General features: G+C 60.5%; 15 protein-coding genes. 10 read left to right on the forward strand and 5 right to left on the reverse strand.

What is annotated here, in order from left to right; translation table 11 throughout:
- Positions 1 to 297 precede the first annotated feature (297 nt).
- The 3 genes from OSC50_RS06475 (at position 298) to OSC50_RS06485 (ending at position 3,224) form a co-directional block, all read left to right on the forward strand.
- Positions 298 to 1,134 (forward strand): CvfB family protein, encoded by an 837-nt coding sequence (locus OSC50_RS06475; protein ID WP_181075990.1) that lies wholly within the window; start codon positions 298 to 300, stop codon positions 1,132 to 1,134.
- Between the two features lie 52 nt (positions 1,135 to 1,186).
- Entirely contained in the window at positions 1,187 to 1,585 is a 399-nt protein-coding gene (locus OSC50_RS06480) for a DUF2177 family protein (RefSeq protein WP_253508818.1), read from the forward strand.
- 196 nt (positions 1,586 to 1,781) lie between these two features.
- A complete protein-coding gene (locus OSC50_RS06485; RefSeq protein WP_181075986.1) occupies positions 1,782 to 3,224 on the forward strand; it encodes an NCS1 family nucleobase:cation symporter-1 in 1,443 nt (480 codons plus the stop codon).
- On the opposite strand, the gene OSC50_RS06490 is transcribed toward OSC50_RS06485, so the two are convergent.
- Complete coding sequence (locus OSC50_RS06490) at positions 3,136 to 4,341, reverse strand: MFS transporter (RefSeq protein ID WP_266246300.1); 1,206 nt, start codon at positions 4,339 to 4,341, stop codon at positions 3,136 to 3,138. The genes OSC50_RS06485 and OSC50_RS06490 overlap by 89 nt on opposite strands.
- 102 nt (positions 4,342 to 4,443) lie before the next feature.
- Here OSC50_RS06490 and ptrR point away from each other — a divergent pair, with 102 nt between their 5' ends.
- The 3 genes from ptrR (at position 4,444) to OSC50_RS06505 (ending at position 7,942) form a co-directional block, all read left to right on the forward strand.
- Positions 4,444 to 5,337: a putrescine utilization regulator PtrR gene (gene ptrR, locus OSC50_RS06495; protein ID WP_181075982.1), complete on the forward strand. Its 894-nt coding sequence runs from the start codon at positions 4,444 to 4,446 to the stop codon at positions 5,335 to 5,337.
- 159 nt (positions 5,338 to 5,496) lie between these two features.
- Positions 5,497 to 5,619: a PA1414 family protein gene (locus tag OSC50_RS06500; RefSeq protein ID WP_017737772.1), complete on the forward strand. Its 123-nt coding sequence runs from the start codon at positions 5,497 to 5,499 to the stop codon at positions 5,617 to 5,619.
- A 220-nt stretch (positions 5,620 to 5,839) separates the two neighbouring features.
- A complete protein-coding gene (locus OSC50_RS06505) occupies positions 5,840 to 7,942 on the forward strand; it encodes an FAD-dependent oxidoreductase (protein WP_253508813.1) in 2,103 nt (700 codons plus the stop codon).
- 50 nt (positions 7,943 to 7,992) lie between these two features.
- Here OSC50_RS06505 and OSC50_RS06510 read toward each other — a convergent pair whose 3' ends face one another.
- Genes OSC50_RS06510 through speB form a run of 4 tightly spaced genes read right to left on the reverse strand, consistent with a single transcriptional unit; the run spans position 7,993 to position 12,291 of the window.
- Positions 7,993 to 9,375, reverse strand: a complete 1,383-nt coding sequence (locus OSC50_RS06510; protein ID WP_181075978.1) for a sodium:solute symporter family protein — start codon at positions 9,373 to 9,375, stop codon at positions 7,993 to 7,995.
- Between the two features lie 25 nt (positions 9,376 to 9,400).
- The gene (locus OSC50_RS06515) at positions 9,401 to 10,897 is read right to left on the reverse strand and encodes a purine-cytosine permease family protein (protein ID WP_181075976.1); all 1,497 of its coding nucleotides are present in this window, start codon (positions 10,895 to 10,897) and stop codon (positions 9,401 to 9,403) included.
- Positions 10,898 to 10,918: 21 nt separating this feature from the next.
- Positions 10,919 to 11,341, reverse strand: a complete 423-nt coding sequence (locus tag OSC50_RS06520; protein ID WP_253508811.1) for a nuclear transport factor 2 family protein — start codon at positions 11,339 to 11,341, stop codon at positions 10,919 to 10,921.
- Positions 11,341 to 12,291 (reverse strand): agmatinase, encoded by a 951-nt coding sequence (speB, locus tag OSC50_RS06525; RefSeq protein WP_181075972.1) that lies wholly within the window; start codon positions 12,289 to 12,291, stop codon positions 11,341 to 11,343. The genes OSC50_RS06520 and speB overlap by 1 nt, the downstream gene beginning before the upstream one ends.
- Before the next feature lie 148 nt (positions 12,292 to 12,439).
- Here speB and OSC50_RS06530 point away from each other — a divergent pair, with 148 nt between their 5' ends.
- The 4 genes from OSC50_RS06530 (at position 12,440) to rlmD (ending at position 16,386) form a co-directional block, all read left to right on the forward strand.
- Positions 12,440 to 13,333 (forward strand): LysR family transcriptional regulator, encoded by an 894-nt coding sequence (locus tag OSC50_RS06530; RefSeq protein ID WP_253508810.1) that lies wholly within the window; start codon positions 12,440 to 12,442, stop codon positions 13,331 to 13,333.
- A gap of 7 nt (positions 13,334 to 13,340) precedes the next feature.
- The gene (locus tag OSC50_RS06535; protein WP_266246299.1) at positions 13,341 to 13,946 is read left to right on the forward strand and encodes a tRNA-uridine aminocarboxypropyltransferase; all 606 of its coding nucleotides are present in this window, start codon (positions 13,341 to 13,343) and stop codon (positions 13,944 to 13,946) included.
- Between the two features lie 185 nt (positions 13,947 to 14,131).
- Positions 14,132 to 15,034: a cysteine synthase CysM gene (cysM, locus tag OSC50_RS06540; RefSeq protein ID WP_181075966.1), complete on the forward strand. Its 903-nt coding sequence runs from the start codon at positions 14,132 to 14,134 to the stop codon at positions 15,032 to 15,034.
- On the forward strand, positions 15,034 to 16,386 hold the full coding sequence (gene rlmD, locus OSC50_RS06545; RefSeq protein ID WP_266246298.1) for a 23S rRNA (uracil(1939)-C(5))-methyltransferase RlmD: 1,353 nt from the start codon (positions 15,034 to 15,036) through the stop codon (positions 16,384 to 16,386). Before cysM ends, rlmD begins: the two co-directional genes overlap by 1 nt.
- Positions 16,387 to 16,505: the final 119 nt, after the last annotated feature.

A 16,505-nucleotide genomic window follows, 5' to 3' on the forward strand; every position in this document is an offset into this window, starting at 1 on the left:
AACTTGGCCAGGCATCGTACAGGAAATACTTGACAATTGCTTGGCAAATATCCCTTTGGAATAAGTGCTGCTGTCCGCAATGGCGGAAGTTCGTCACGCAAATAAGCCGCTAACTTGCTGTTTTAACTCGAAAGCCGTGCATCGGCGTGACGTTCTCCCACAGTGGAATTCACCACGATGATCTGACGAGCGGAGCAGGGCCAGTAGAAAGCCACGTAACCCCGCGATTTTTCAGGCGTGCGCGCGTGGCGGGCACAACTCGGGTAGAATGCCGCCCACGTAACGAGGGGTTTGGAAATGGCTTTAGTCGGGCGCTACAACAGTTTGCAGGTAGTCAAACACACGAACTTTGGTTTGTACCTTGATGGTGCGCAAGATGGCGAAATCCTCTTGCCTAATCGGTATATTCCCAAGGATATTCCCAGTGAAGATGAAGACTGGCTTAACGTTTTCATTTATCTGGACAGCGATGACAAACTTATCGCCACTACCGAAAAACCCAAAGTTCAAGTCGGCGAATTCGCCAGTTTGAAAGTGGTGGAAGTTAACAGCATTGGCGTGTTTCTCGATTGGGGGCTGCCTAAGGATCTGTTGCTGCCGTATTCGGAAGAAAAACGTCAATTGAGCGCGGGTGAGTATTGCGTGGTGCACGTCTATCTCGACAAGCACACCAAGCGCATCACTGCCACGGCGCGCCTGGACCGCTACCTGGACAAGACCCCCGCCAACTATCAGGTGGGTCAGGAAGTCGATCTGCTGGTCGCTGAAGCCACCGATATGGGGTTCAAGGCGATCATCAACAACAAGCATTGGGGCCTGATCCACAAGAACGAAGTGTTCAAGTTTCTGCGTCCTGGCAAGGAAGAGAAGGGCTTTATCAAAGAGATCCGCGCCGATGGCAACATCAGCCTGAGCCTGCAACCGGTCGGCCAGGAAGCGGCGTCCAGCCTGAACTCGAAGATCCTAGCCAAGTTGCGCGACAACAACGGCACCTTGCCGGTCAGCGATAAAAGTGACCCGGCGCTGATCAGCAACTTGTTCGGGGTGAGCAAAGGCAACTTCAAGAAGGCCATTGGTGCGCTCTACAAGCAGGGGCAGATTGTGATTCATGCCGATCGCATTGAACTAAGCTGAGTGCGGTTTGCTCTTCTGTAGGCACCAATCGGTGCCTACGGAGGCTGTTTCCATGACCAAGAAGACCCTGTTTGCCTACCTCGGCACTATGCTCGCGTTTCTGATTCTGGACGGCCTCTGGCTCGGCGTGGTCATGGGCCCCACCTACAAATCCCTGCTGGGCCCGCTGATGCTCGATCAGCCGCGGTTGTTGCCCGCAGCACTCTTCTATCTCTTATATGTACTCGGATGCGTCGTGTTCGTGGTGCTGCCCAGTGCCAGCTGGCAACGTGCGGCGCGCCTGGGGGCATTGTTGGGCCTGGTGGCCTATGGCACCTATGACTTGAGCAATTGGGCCACGCTGCAGGGGTGGTCCGCCCAATTGGCAATGATGGATATGGCCTGGGGCACCTTCCTCACAGCGGCCTGCTGCACGGTGGGTTATGCGTGTGCAGATCGGGTGCACCGATGATTGTGTACAGGATCAACCTGCACCGTTGCTGAGCGAAGTGCCGTTGGTTAAAGCTTGATGATCGCTTTGCAGCCCCGTGCCACAGGGATTGTGTGCCATTGGCACGTATTCTGCTGACTCTTCCGTATACAAACTATGCCGCCTTCCGTATGCACCCGCTACGGCAGCGCAGGCGGGTATGACGAGGAGCCCAGCGATGACCGAGCAATTGCCCAACGGCTACAGCCCACGCCTGTATAACCAGGACCTGGGACCACTGCCGCAGAAGTGGACTTGGTACAACATTTTTGCCTTCTGGATGAGCGACGTACACAGCGTCGGCGGCTACGTGTTCGCCGCCAGCCTGTTCGCGCTGGGGCTGGCCAGTTGGCAGGTGTTGATCGCCTTGCTCGCCGGCATTTGTATCGTGCAGTTGATCGCCAATCTGGTGGCCAAGCCCAGCCAGCAGGCGGCCGTACCTTACCCGGTGATCTGCCGGCTGGCATTCGGGGTGTTCGGTGCGAATATTCCTGCTGTGATTCGCGGCCTGATCGCCGTGGCGTGGTACGGCATTCAGACCTACTTGGCATCGAGTGCCTTGATCATTGTGGTGCTGCGCTTTTTCCCACAGATGGCGGTGTACGCCGAGCCGCATTTTGCGGGTCTTTCCTACTTGGGTTGGTTCGGATTCCTCAGCTTATGGGTACTGCAGGCCGCAGTGTTCTGGGCCGGGATGGAGTCCATCCGTCGTTTTATCGATTGGGCAGGCCCGGTGGTGTACGCCGTGATGTTTATCCTGGCCGGCTGGATCGTGTGGAAGGCCGGCTGGGCGAATATCAGTTTCACCCTGGCGGAGAAATCCCTCTCGGGTTGGCAGGCGTTCGGCCAGGTAATCGTCGCTACGGCTTTGGTGGTGTCGTACTTTTCCGGGCCTACCCTGAATTTCGGCGATTTCAGCCGCTACTGCCGCAGCATGCAGGACGTGCGACGCGGTAATTTCTGGGGCCTGCCGGTGAATTTTCTGGCGTTTTCCCTGGTCACCGTCGTGATCGTTTCAGGCACCTTGCCGGTGTTTGGCGAGATGCTCCACGACCCGATCGCGACCGTCTCGCGGATCGATAACAGCATGGCCGTTCTGCTCGGCGCCTTCGCGTTCGTGACCGCCACCATCGGCATCAACATCGTCGCCAACTTCGTGTCCCCGGCGTTCGACTTCGCCAATGTCGCGCCGAGCAAAATCAGCTGGCGTGCCGGTGGCATGATCGCTGCGGTGGCCTCGATCTTCATCACCCCGTGGAACCTGTTTAACAACCCGCTGATGATCCACTACACCCTGGATATTCTCGCGGCGTTTATCGGGCCGTTGTTCGGCATCCTGCTGGTGGACTTCTACCTGATCAAAAAGCAGCGGATCGACGTGGATGCGCTGTTCGACGACAGCCCGAGCGGGCGTTACTACTTCGACGGCGGCGTGAACTGGACGGCGGTCAAGGCGCTGGTGCCCGCGACGCTGGTGGGCGTCGCGATCACCTTCACCCCGGCATTGCAGGGGCTGGCCAACTTCGCATGGTTCACCGGGTGTTTGCTGGGTGGGCTGTTCTTCTTGGTGCTGGCGCGACGCGAGCAGGTTCGCATGCCGGCGCCGTTGGTCGCGAGCTGAGTACGATCCCGCCCGCCAGTAACAGACCTGCACCGGCCATCACCAGCGCCGGCTGCAGGCCGCCGCTCAAATGGCTGCTGAACGACGCCAGCAAAGGCCCGCTCAATTGCCCGATGGCGAAGCTGGCGGTGAGCAGGCCGGTGTTGCGCTGGTAGCCGTGGGGCGCGATCTCTCGCAGGCGCGCCATCACCAGCTGCATGCACGCCAGGAACGGCCCGCCGCACAACAGCACCCCCAAAGCCAGGCCCCAGACATTGCCCAGCAGGCAGGCGAATACGCCGGCCGCTTGCAGCCATAGGGTCGTCATCAGCCAGCGGCGTGTGGTGTGCGCATCCTTGCGGCGCAGGCTCGCGGCCACCACGCCGAGAGCCGATGCCAGGCCAAAGCAGGGCCAGAACAGGTCTGCCTGCCAGGCGCCCTTGAATTGCGCGCTGGCCATCTGCGACAGAAACGTCGCCGGGATGATGTAGCCCACGCCGTACAACGCGTACGTCCAGCACAGATGCGTGATGCTGGCGTTGCCGCCGACGCTGGTGTCGACCACCGGGGCGGCCGTTGCGTTGACCGGCGGCAGGAACGGTAGTATCCCCAGCAGCATCACCAACGCCACGCCGCCATACACCAGCCACAGCGTTGCGCTGCTTTGCCCAAGCAGGTTGGAGCCCAGCGCCAGCAGGCCGGTCAGCACAATCCCGAACCCCGGCCCGGCAAACACCAGCGTCCCCGCGCGCGGCCGGCCGGCGGCAATAGCCAGCGGCTGGCTCAGGCTGGTAATCATCACCAACGCCCAGGCGCTCGCCACCCCCGTGCCGAATCGCAGCAGCAGGTGCGGCCAGAACCCGTGGGCCCAGTACGAGGCCAGGGTCAGCAGCGCACACAGCCACAGCCCGCCGTACAGACGGCCACGAATGTGGTGATGGCTGCGGGCGAACATCGAATCCACGGCACCGACGAAATAGCCCAGGTAGTTGGCGGCGGCTATCAATCCCGCCCCCGTCAGGTCGATCTGACCTTCGTTGAGCAAGTGCGGCAGCTGCGGGGTGAGGGCGAAGCGGCCAATGCCCATGGCCATCATCAAGGCGACAAAGCTGGCAAGTAAGCGAATCAACGGCGACATGGTCAGGCTCCGGCGAGAGGCGAATGACGATCAGCCTAAGGTGCATTGACTTTCTGTAAAAATGAATAATAGTGAGCAACTTGTTCAGCTTTGGAGAAAGGTATGGAGTTCAGTCAATTGCGCATCTTCCAAGCTGTGGCCGAAGAGGGCTCCATCACCCGCGCGGCCGAGCGCCTGCACCGCGTGCCGTCGAACCTGTCGACTCGCCTCAAGCAGATGGAGGAACAGCTCGGCGTCGAATTGTTCGTGCGCGAACGTCAGCGCTTGCAGCTGTCCCCGGCCGGCAAAGTCTTGCTGGACTACAGCACGCGGCTATTGGCCTTGCATGACGAAGCCCACGGCGCGGTGCAAGGTGGCCAACCGGCCGGGGATTTTGTGCTGGGCAGCATGTACAGCACCGCTGCGATTCACTTGCCGACGTTGCTGGCGCGTTATCACAAGGCTTACCCGATGGTGAACCTGCAGGTCCAGTCGGCGCCCAGCGGCGAATTGCTTGAAGGCCTGATCACCGGACGCCTGGACGCGGCCTTGGTGGACGGCCCGCTGACCATCGCCTCCCTGGACGGGATCCCACTATGTGAGGAGCGCCTGGTGCTGATCTGTGAAGCGGACCACCCCCCGGTACGCGGGCCGCAGGATGTGGCCGGCCGCTCAGTGTTCACCTTCCGCCGCAGCTGCGCCTACCGTACGCGTCTGGAAAGCTGGTTTGCCCAGGATCGCGTAGCCATGGGCCGCGCCATCGAGATTGAGTCATATCAGGGCATGCTCGCCTGTGTCATCGCCGGCTCGGGAGTGGCATTGATGTCCGAATCCATGCTTGCCAGCCTGCCGGGCAGGGACAGCGTGTCCGTTCATCCGCTGATAGGGCAATTTGCCACTGCGACCACCTGGTTAATGTGGCGAAAGGGTATGCTCGGCGCTAACCTCAACGCATGGATCGACCTGCAGCAAAAAGGCAAGGCCGAGGTGCTGTCGGACACGCGCGCGATTGCTTGAGCGATCCGTCAGGATTCGGACCGATTCGGTAATAGTTCGTTGTGGTTTGGTTCAAGCAATGCGTAGTACTTAGGGCTATTATCAGTAGGAAGCGGCGACATTTTATGTAAGGCAATTCAGCTACCGCCGATCCGCATTACCCTCAAAGGGGGCACCACTATGAAAGAGAAAATTCAAACCTGGCTCCATGACCTCGGCGTCGCGCTGGGCCTGATCGAGCCGCCGCTGCAACCGGTGCCGATTCGTACGGATGATGAACAGCGTCGCCCACGTCGCCGGTAATCCGCGGTTGATAGGACACTGAGGACCCCACCGCGGGAGAGGGCTTGCTGTGGCAAGCTCCCTCGCCAATAAGATACTTATGCTTCCCTGCCTGTCAGACTTTCGTCTTCAAGCGTCGGAATCAGACTACTTATTTGTCAGAATCGGCTGGCTTAGTTAATTCGAAAAATCAGCGTAGAAAATTCTCCAGCGCCTACTTGAACCTGCTGGAGATGAGGACATGACCCTCTCTTGTGTGCCGCCCGTCGTCGCCTCACTGATCGCCACCCTAGACACAGTCTTACACATCGCTCCGGTGTCGAGACGCTGGCGGGCCGAGGCTCCCGGCAATGTCGTGTTTCTTCCCCCAACCATCCCCCAACAAACGCTGCTGTTGCAGATCGCCCTGTTGCGCCCGTCCACATTGATTGTCGCGGACCAAGTCATCGATGCCGACCTCATTGAGCGATGGCGCGTCGCTCACCCGTTTGGCGACCTTTGTCTGATTCGTAGAGGCACCAGCCTGGATAAAGTACGGCTGGACCTGTGCGAAGCGAACCATATCCGGGTGATCAATACCCCAGGCGTGAACGCGCCGCATGTGGCGGCGTATGTGGCGCACTGGCTGACGCTTTCTAACGATACGATGCCCCTGGATATTTGTGTGCTCGGATACGGAAACGTCGGTAAAGAGCTGGTTAAATTGCTGTTGAAACAAGATTCGGACGCTCGGATCAGGGTTTTGGAACGAAAAAGTCGAATCCTGAACAATAGAGGGAGCGCTCAACTCGATAATAGAGTTTCATTTTTTGATGATTGGCATGAGGCAATGAAGGGGGCCCATGCTGTAGCTATCTGCTTATCGCTGAATGAAGAGTCTGCTCATCGTATTGATCAGACGCTTATACAGTGTCTACACAGTGATGCTCGCTTGATCTGCGTCGCCAAGCCAGATGTGTTCAGTAGTGAGGCTTTGCGCGCGTTGGCGGTAACTGACGATGTCCAGCTTATTCTGGACTATGGCCCTGCGACGCTGGAGGCGTTTCGGATTCGCGCAAAGGAGCTCGACTGCGCCATTGCAACTTGGCGCAGACCGCCGATGCTCACTACACATGCGGCTACAACCGAAAACTGCAATTGCGACTTGGATTACGCGGTCAGTGTTCAATTGAGCTTGACGGCTTTACGTGGGCTTGTAAGGCGTAAGCTTACACAGCCACTGACGATTCCTTCTCAGCCAGCAAATGCCGGTGCGCCGCAGGTATCTATTATCGGGCGAGGTATCAATGGCCTGCTTCAAGCCGTAATGTTGCGTCTGGCAAATTATCGTGTGGTGGTATATGGCGGAAACTCACAGAACGATGGTGCCAGTCATAAGCTCGTGAACATGCGCCATATGTCAGCAACAGAGACCATGGCAAAACCACTGCACAACGACTACTTATTTCCCATAAATCAATATTTGACTGTTGAGTGCAATCGCGCTGGTATCGAGTTGTTTGAGAAGCTACTTGTCGACAATCCGTCATTGGCGCCCTTCACGCGATCAAAGATCGTAAGAGCCTATACCGATAATATCAGCGACGTCGACGCAGCGATTGGCGAGCAACGCGATATTGAAAATAGACCTTGGCCGAGTGGTAAGCCGGGATCTGAACTGAAAGCGCTTACTCAGCAAACATTCAGCGCAGAGTTTGGAGTTCCTGGGGTCGATCAGGCGGTTGAAGTATCGGGGTACGATCTGGAGTTTATCCAGCTGATGGCTGAGATAGAGGTACTTTTGCGGCGTGCCGGGGTACAGTTCAGGTCCCGGCACCTGAGTGCGGTCGAAATTGCCCAGCTCAGTAGAGAGCACATTGTTGTCACTGCCATGGGGATAGAGGAACAAGCAGTGCTCCCAATCATCGGCTGGTTTTTCAAACTGCGCGCGATGGCTAATGAAGGTGCAAGTATACGTGGGCTTAAGTTGCAGTATGAACTGCCCATCGGCGTCATGAATTGCCGCCTGGACGAAGATTGCATTTTGATCTCCGGTGGGCAGGTTCCGCCGGGCTCATCACCGGAATACAAAGAGCAAATACTCGCCGCCTGTCTGGCAGCCGTTTCTAGACACTTTCCGACGTCTTATCGAATGGCTGTTGAGACCGGTGACTTGCACGTTATCGAATGTGCCAGGCCGGGCACCCAGGATGGTTTATCCATCGTGTACTACTGCGCCCACAACCGCATCGCCGCCGGCGGAACCTATGCCGCAGGCACCACACAGGGGTTGCTGTGGGCCGCTCTGGTGCAGGAAATTATCCAGGCCAAAGCGCCTATGGTCTTGGCCATGAACGCCCACTGAAAAACGGGTGCGACCTCCGACGTCGCACCCGTTGAAGAAATTCCCGCGCCTCACACCGCGCGCGCAGCCACACCTTGTGGTTTGCGCGACAGCAGGCTCACCGCCACGAAACTCACCAAGCCCACTGCCAGGCTGTAGTAGATCGGCGTGTTTGCATCCAGCCCGTCCTTGAACATGAACACCAGCGCCGTCACAAAGCCCAGGGTCATGGAAGCAATGGCACCGGACGTGGTGGCGCGCTTCCAGAAGATCGCCCCCATCAACGGGATCAGCATACCGCCCACCAGCAGGTTGTAGGCCAGGGTCAGGGCGCTGATGACGTCATTGACCACCAGCGCAATGCCCAGCACTGCGGTGCCGGTCAGTAGGGTGAACAGACGGTTGATGCTCAGGCTCGATTGTTTACCGCCACGCAGTCGGGGCAGCAGGTCTTCGGTCAATACCGTGGACGCTGCCAGCAGGCCGGCGCTGGCGGTGGACATCATGGCCGCCAGGGCCGCAGCGATCACCAGGCCGCGAATGCCGTCCGGCAGCGACAGTTTCACAATGGCGGCGAAGGCGTTGTTGACGTTGTCCAGGTCCGGGATCAGCACATGGGCCGCCATGCCGATCAGCGCACAGGCCAGCCCGTAGAGCACGCAATAGAAGCCGGCGAAGGTCCCGGCGTACTGCGCGACCTTTTCATCGCGGGCGGTGAAGACGCGTTGCCAGATGTCCTGGCCAATCAGGATGCCGAAAAAGTAGATCATGAAGTAGGTAATGATCGTGTCCCAGCCTATCGCGGTGAAGCTGAAACTCGACGCCGGCAGCTTGGCCACCAGTTCGTCCCAGCCACCGACGCGATACAGGCAGATCGGCAGCAGAATAAACATCAGGCCGACGGTCTTGATCACGAACTGCACGATGTCGGTGAGGGTCAGCGACCACATGCCGCCGATGGTCGAATACACCACCACGACGCCACCGCCCAGCAGCACCGAGACCCAGAACGGCAGGCCGAACAGCACTTGCAGCACGGTGCCGATGGCCAGGATCGACGTCACGCCGATCATCAGCGCATACGCCAGCATGATCACCGCGCTGGCCTGGCGTGCCATGGGGTTGTAGCGTTTTTCCAGCACCTGGGTCACGGTGAAGATCTTCAGCTTGAGCAGCGGCTTGGCCAGGAACAGGTTCAGCGCGATGATCCCCATGCCCAGCGCAGCGCACAGCCAAAAGCCGGAGATTCCATGCACATAGCCCAGGCGCACCGTGCCGACGGTGGACGCGCCGCCCAGCACCGTGGCGGCCATGGTGCCCATGTACAGCGACGGGCCCAGGTTGCGGCCGGCCACCAGGTAGTCTTCGTGGGTCTTGGCGCGACGCATGCCGTAATAGCCGAGCACGAGCATGCCGGCGGCGTAGATGAGTACGACGAATAAATCCAAAGCCATGACGGCGAGTCTCCGATTGTTTTTTTCAGGCGGTTTGCGCGCGGGTTGTGGCCAAAGCCCTGGCCGACTTGGTCGGTCCATAAACCGAGGCCGGCTCCGGGAACATTCGCAGTAGCGTCAGGTACACCACCGAGGCCAGCCCCAGGGTCACCGGCAGGCTGATGTCGATGCCATCGGCCAGATTGCCCAGCGGGCCGACGAACTGCCCCGGCAGGTTGACGAAGCACAGGCCCACCAGCGCGCTCGGGATCCATGCCCCCAGTCCGCGCCAGTTCCAGCCATGGCTGAACCAATAGCGCCCGCCGGTCTCGCCACGGGTGAACACCTGCAGGTCATCCGGGCAGTAGAAGCCGCGGCGCACGATCAGGCCGATGATCATCATCACCATCCACGGCGTGGTGCAGGTGATGATCAGCACGGCGAAGGTCGACACGCTCTGCACCAGATTGGCGGCGAAACGTCCGATAAAGATGAAGGCAATCGACATCACCCCAATCAGCAACGTCGCCTTGACCCGAGAGAGCAAACGCGGGAACACACTGGACATATCCAACCCGGTGCCATACAGCGAGGTGGTGCCGGTGGACATGCCGCCGATCACTGCGATCAGGCACACCGGCAGGAAGAACCACGTCGGCGCCACCGCCAGCAGACCGCCGACATAGTTGTTGGCCGCGATGTAGTCCGGTGCCTTGACTGCCACGATGGTCGCGGTGGCCAGCCCGAACAGGAACGGGATCAGCGTGGCGATCTGCGCCGCAATCACCGCCAGCATGATGCGCAGTTTCGGCGTCTGGCGCGGAATGTAGCGCGACCAGTCGCCCAGGAACGCACCGAAGGAAATCGGGTTGCTCATGGCCACCAGCGCGGCGCCGATAAAGGCCGCCCAGAAACCGCTCTGGCCGAGGGCCACGCTGCCGGCGAAGTGGCTGTCGAAGGCCGGTGCGAAGGCGAAGATGCCCAGCAGGAACAGCAGGCTCGCGGCCCACACGGCGATGCGGTTGACCCACAGCATGAAGCGAAAGCCGTAGATGCACACCGTCAGCACCAGCAAGGCGAACAGGCCGTAGGCCAGGCCCAGTGTCAGGTCGGTTTCCGGCAGGCCGATCAGACGTTTCGCGCCGCCTACGAGTGCGTCACCCGAACTCCACACCGACAAGGAGAAGAAGGCAATCGCCGTCAGCAGCGAGAGAAACGAGCCGACAATGCGCCCATGCACGCCAAAATGCGCGCCGGACGATACGGCGTTGTTGGTGCCATTGATCGGCCCGAACAGGCCCATGGGCGCCAGGATCAGCGCGCCCACCAGCACGCCGAGCACAATCGCCCACACGCCGGCCTGGAACGACAGGCCGAACAGTACCGGGAAGGAGCCCAGCACGGCGGTGGCAAAGGTATTGGCACCGCCGAAGATCAGTCGGAACAGATCCTTGGGGCTGGCGGTACGCTCGTGGTCCGGGATCTGTTCGACCCCGTTGGTTTCTATGGTGCGAATACTTTTTTGGTTGTTTTTATTATTCATGATCAGCTCCGATCACATTGGCTAAGGGGGCGGCAGCCCTTCCGGCATAGCGGACAAATGTTCGTGACAGGCCAGCCACAGGCCTTGTTCTTGTTGTGTGCCAGACCCTTGTCGAATAAACACAATGGTCTCGCGTTCCTGGCTGAAGCATTGCTCCCCGTGCATGCGCAACGCGGTGGCCACGTCATGCATGAAAATCGCCACATCCCCGTGCAGGCTGACGTGGGCGTTACTCGACGTGCAGGACAGCACCTCGAATCCATCGTCCCTGCGCCAGCTGTCCCACAACGACTGGTAGGCGTCGCGACTCAGCAGCGGCTGGGTGAGGGTGTGGAACACAAAGCTGGCATCGGCCGTGAACGCGCCGAAGTAAGCGGCGCGGTCATTGCGGGCGAAGGCTGCCACCAGGTCGGCGGCCGCTTGCAGCACCTCCTGCGTGCTCATCAGCGGTGCGCCACGCCGGGCAGTACACAGAGCATTTCGTACAGCAGATTCGCACCCAGCAGCGAGGTGTTGCCGGTGGTGTCGTAGGGCGGCGACACTTCCACCAAGTCGCAACCCACCAGGTCAAGCCCCTGGCAGCCGCGGATGATTTCGATCGCCTGGATGGTGGTCAGGCCGCCGATTTCCGGCGTGCCGGTGCCGGGCGCCCAGGCCGGGTCGATGCCATCGATATCGAAGCTGAGGTAGACCGGGCCACCGCCGACTTTTTCCCGCACTTCGGCCATCAGCGGCGCAAGGGAGTGGTGCCAGCATTCTTCGGCCTGGACCACGCGAAAGCCCTGTTTGCGGCTCCAGTTGAAGTCCTCGGCGGTATAGCCCTGAGCACGCAGGCCGATCTGCACCACGCGGTCGCAATCGAGCAGGCCCTCTTCCACGGCGCGGCGGAACGTGGTGCCGTGGGCGATTTTCTCGCCGAACATATGGTCGTTGACGTCGGCGTGGGCGTCGATGTGCACCAGCCCGACCTTGCCGTATTTCTTGTGGATCGCCCGCAGGATCGGCAGGGTGATGGTGTGGTCGCCGCCCAGGGTCAGGGGGATCACGTCGTGTTCGAGGATCTGGTGATACGCCTCTTCAATGATGCGCACCGCGTCGAGCAGGTTGAAGGTGTTGATCGCCACGTCGCCGATGTCCGCCACCGACAGCGAGTCGAACGGTGCGGCGCCGGTGGCCATATTGTAAGGGCGGATCATCACCGATTCGGCGCGAATCTCGCGTGGCCCGAAGCGGGTGCCGGCGCGCAGTGAAGTGCCGATGTCCAGGGGCACGCCGATAAACGCGGCGTCCAGGCCCTGGGCCGTTTGCAGGTGGGGCAGGCGCATCATGGTGGCGATGCCGGCAAAGCGCGGCATTTCGTTGCCGCCCAGTGGTTGGTGAAAAATCTTGTCCACGGGAGTGCCTCATCGTTGTTTTGGTTGTTGGGGGCCGATTCTGCGAAAAGCCTGGAGAGGGAAGAATCGGCTGAGGCAAATACTTAGTTCAGGTTTTTCTAAACTAAAGGGGCGGGTAGACTGCTGCTCTCGACCCCCGGAGCCGACCATGGCCAACGCCTTGCCCGATCTGAAACTCCTGCGCATCTTCGTCAGTGTCGTGCGGCACCAGGGGTTCGCCAACGCCCAGCACGAACTCAACCTGTCCACCTCGGCCATCAGCACCTATATGAGTCAGTTGGAAAGCGCGCTGGGCCTGGTGCTGTGCCATCGCGGGCGGGGCGGGTTCAGCCTGACCAGCAAGGGCGAGCTGTTCCACCAGGAAACCTTGCGCCTGCTCGGCGAACTGGAAGGCTTCGAGCAATACGCCGCCGCGCTCAAGGGTGAGCTGCGCGGGACGCTCAAGCTCGGTGTGCTGGATTCCACGGTCAGCGACAACGCCCTGCCATTTGCCGAGGTCATCGGTGCCTACAGCCAGGAGCACCCGGCGGTGCACCTGCACCTGTCGGTCATGAGCCCCTACGAACTGCAGCTGGGCGTGCAGGACAACCGCCTCGACCTGGCCATCGGCGCCTTCTCCAACCGCATGAGTGGGCTGATGTATATGCCGCTGTACCGCGAACAGCATTGGCTGTATTGCAGCTCGCGGCATCCGTTGTTCAGCGAGCGGCGCATCCCTGAACAGGTGATCACTCAACAGCGCATGGTCGGTCGTGGTTACTGGAGCCAGGCGGAACTGGCGCGCCACGGCTTCAAGCACAGCGCCGCCACGGTGGAAAGTATGGAAGCGCAATTGATCCTGGTGCTGTCCGGCGCCTATATCGGTTACCTGCCTGAACACTACGCCCAGGCCTGGGCCGACAAAGGTGATCTACGGGTGTTGTTGCCTGCCACCTTTGGTTATCAGGCACCGTTTTCGATGATCATGCGCCGGGGCCGCAGCCGCGAACCGCTGATCCAGACTTTCCGCGATTTACTTAAAGCCCAGCTCAATCAGGCCTGATACCGCCATGCCCAGACCCCAATGTTCCCGTTGCCTCAGGCCCGCTGCGCATTGCTTGTGCGCACAGATCCCCAGCCTCGACAGCCGCACACGTGTGCTTGTTTTGCAGCACCCGAGCGAGGTCAACCATGCGCTCAATACCGCACGCCTGGCTGCTTTGGGCCTGAACAATGCGCAGCTGGTGGTGGGCGAGGTATTCGACGATCTGCAGACCTTGCTGAATCCACCCGGCTATCAGGCACGGTTATTGTTTCCCGCTGACGATGCCCAGCCGCTGCAAGCCTATGGGCCTGTCGATCAGCCGCTGTTGCTGGTGGTCCCCGACGGCACCTGGCGAAAAGCACGTAAATTGCTGCACCTGAATCCGTTGTTGGCGGCGTTGCCACGGGTGTCGCTGGCCGAGGGCGGTGTGTCGCGCTATCGGCTGCGCAAGGCACCCGGGCCGGGAGCCTTGTCGACGGTTGAAGCAATTGCGCAGGCGTTGCAGGTGCTGGAGGCACCCACTTCTTTCGAGCCGCTGCTCAAACCTTTTGAAGCGTTGATCGATGGGCAGATTGCGGCGATGGGGGAGGAGGTTTTCCAGAAAAATCATGGCGGCGGGCATTGGGAGTAGGCGGGGGGCGATGCAGCATGAAATGCGCTCGCATGTGGGTGGGGGCTCGCCCCCGATAGGGCCCTCACAGCTGCCCATTTTCCTTGCTTATTCCCATAAGCCATAAGCACCACACTTTGCGTGATATGGCCCGCCAGCCTTTCCCGGTATGATGTCCGCCCCGCAGTCTGGATTGCGAATACGCCATGACCTTGCAGTACCCAACAATCGCCGATTGCGTCGGCAATACACCTCTGGTCCGCTTGCAACGCATGGCGGGTGAAACCAGCAATACCCTGTTGCTCAAGCTCGAAGGGAACAACCCGGCCGGCTCGGTAAAAGACCGCCCGGCGCTGTCCATGATCACCCGCGCCGAGCTGCGCGGGCAGATCAAGCCGGGCGATACCCTGATTGAAGCCACCTCGGGTAACACCGGCATCGCCCTGGCCATGGCCGCCGCGATCAAGGGTTACAAGATGATCCTGATCATGCCTGACAACGGCAGCGCCGAGCGCAAGGCGGCGATGACCGCCTATGGCGCCCAGTTGGTGCTGGTGACCCAGGAAGACGGCATGGAAGGCGCTCGCGACCTCGCCGAGCGCATGGCCGCCGAAGGCCGCGGCCTGGTGCTCGACCAGTTCGCCAATGGGGACAACCCCGAGGCGCACTACGCCAGCACCGGCCCGGAAATCTGGCGCCAGACCCAAGGCACCATCACCCATTTCGTCAGTTCCATGGGCACCACCGGCACCATCATGGGCAACTCGCGTTACCTCAAGGAGCAGAACCCGGCGATTCAGATCGTCGGCCTGCAGCCGATGGAAGGTGCGGCCATCCCCGGCATTCGCCGCTGGCCCGAAGCGTATCTGCCGAAGATCTACAACGCCTCGCGGGTCGATCGCATCATCGACATGGCCCAGCGCGAAGCTGAAGACACCACTCGTCGCCTGGCGCGTGAAGAAGGCATCTTCTGCGGCGTGTCCTCCGGCGGCGCCGTGGCCGGCATGTTGCGTCTGTCGAAAGAACTGGAAAACGCGGTGATCGTCGCGATCATCTGTGACCGCGGCGACCGTTACCTGTCGACCGGCATTTTCGACGAACCCAACTGATGGCCAAGCATGAAAGAGGCCTGCGCTTCCAACCGACGGGCGGTAGCCGAGCGCCGCAGATTCCGGTGGGCAAGAAACAACGCCTGACCATCGAGCGCCTGGCCAACGACGGACGCGGCATCGTGTTTTTCGAAGGCCGCACCTGGTTCGTCAATGGTGCGCTGGCCGGTGAAGAGGTTGAGGCGCGGGTGTTGGGTGCCCACGGCAAAGTGGTCGAGGCCCGTACCGAACGGGTATTCACGGCCAGTGAACTGCGTCGTCCGGCCCCTTGCGCTCACTTCGGCCGCTGCGGTGGCTGCAGCGTGCAGCACCTGGCCCATGACGACCAACTGGCCCTGAAACAGCGCATGCTCGCCGAGCAGCTGACCCGCGTGGCCGGCGTCGAACCCCAGGAATGGGCGGCGCCGTTGAGCGGCGCCGAATTCGGCTACCGTCGCCGGGCTCGCGTGGCCGTGCGCTGGGATGCCAAGGCCAAGACCCTTGAAGTGGGTTTTCGCGCCGTGGCCAGCCAGGACATTGTCGCCATCGATGAATGCCCGGTACTGGTACAGGCTTTGCAGCCGATCATGCAGCGCTTGCCGAACATGCTGCGTCGCTTGAGCAAACCTCAAGCCCTGGGGCATGTGGAGTTGTTCAGTGGGTCGTCCATTGCTGTGTTACTGCGGCATATGGCACCGCTGTGCGAAGCGGACCTGCTGGTGTTGAAAGAGTTCTGCGCGTTCCATGACGCTCAATTATGGCTGCACGGCGAGGGGCCACCGGCACCGGTGGACCCCGATACGGCCCTGGGCTTTCGCCTGGAGGCGTGGGGTCTGGACCTGGCGTATCGGCCGGGGGATTTTGTCCAGGTCAATGCGGCGGTCAATGACGCGATGGTGGCCCAGGCGCTGGAATGGCTGGCGCCGCAACCCGACGAGCGGGTGCTGGATCTGTTTTGCGGTCTGGGCAACTTTGCCTTGCCACTGGCGCGCCAAGTGCGCGAAGTGGTGGCGGTAGAAGGCGTGCAGACCATGGTGGACCGGGCGGCGCTCAATGCCGTCAGTAACAATTTGCATAATGCGCGGTTTTTTCAGGCCGATTTGTCCCAGCCTTTGACTGACGCGGAATGGGCCAAACAGGGCTTTTCTGCGGTACTCTTGGACCCACCTCGCGACGGTGCCCAGGAGGTCGTGCGCAAGCTCGCCACCCTGGGTGCCAAGCGTCTGGTGTATGTGTCCTGCAACCCGGCGACGCTGGCGCGGGATACGGTTGAGTTGGTCAAGCAAGGCTACCGGCTAAAACGTGCCGGGATCCTCGACATGTTTCCGCAGACAGCGCATGTCGAGGCCATGGCGTTATTTGAGGCGGGCTAGGATGCCCGTTTAATCCGACTGGCCTGCATTCTCCAGGGCCATGATCCGCCAGGGAATCTGCAGGATGAGCTTTAGCGATAAAGCCGGTCGGCGATGATTTTTGACGCATCGAAGGTGCG

It is taken from the genome of Pseudomonas quebecensis, from assembly GCF_026410085.1.
GTDB lineage: Bacteria > Pseudomonadota > Gammaproteobacteria > Pseudomonadales > Pseudomonadaceae > Aquipseudomonas > Aquipseudomonas quebecensis.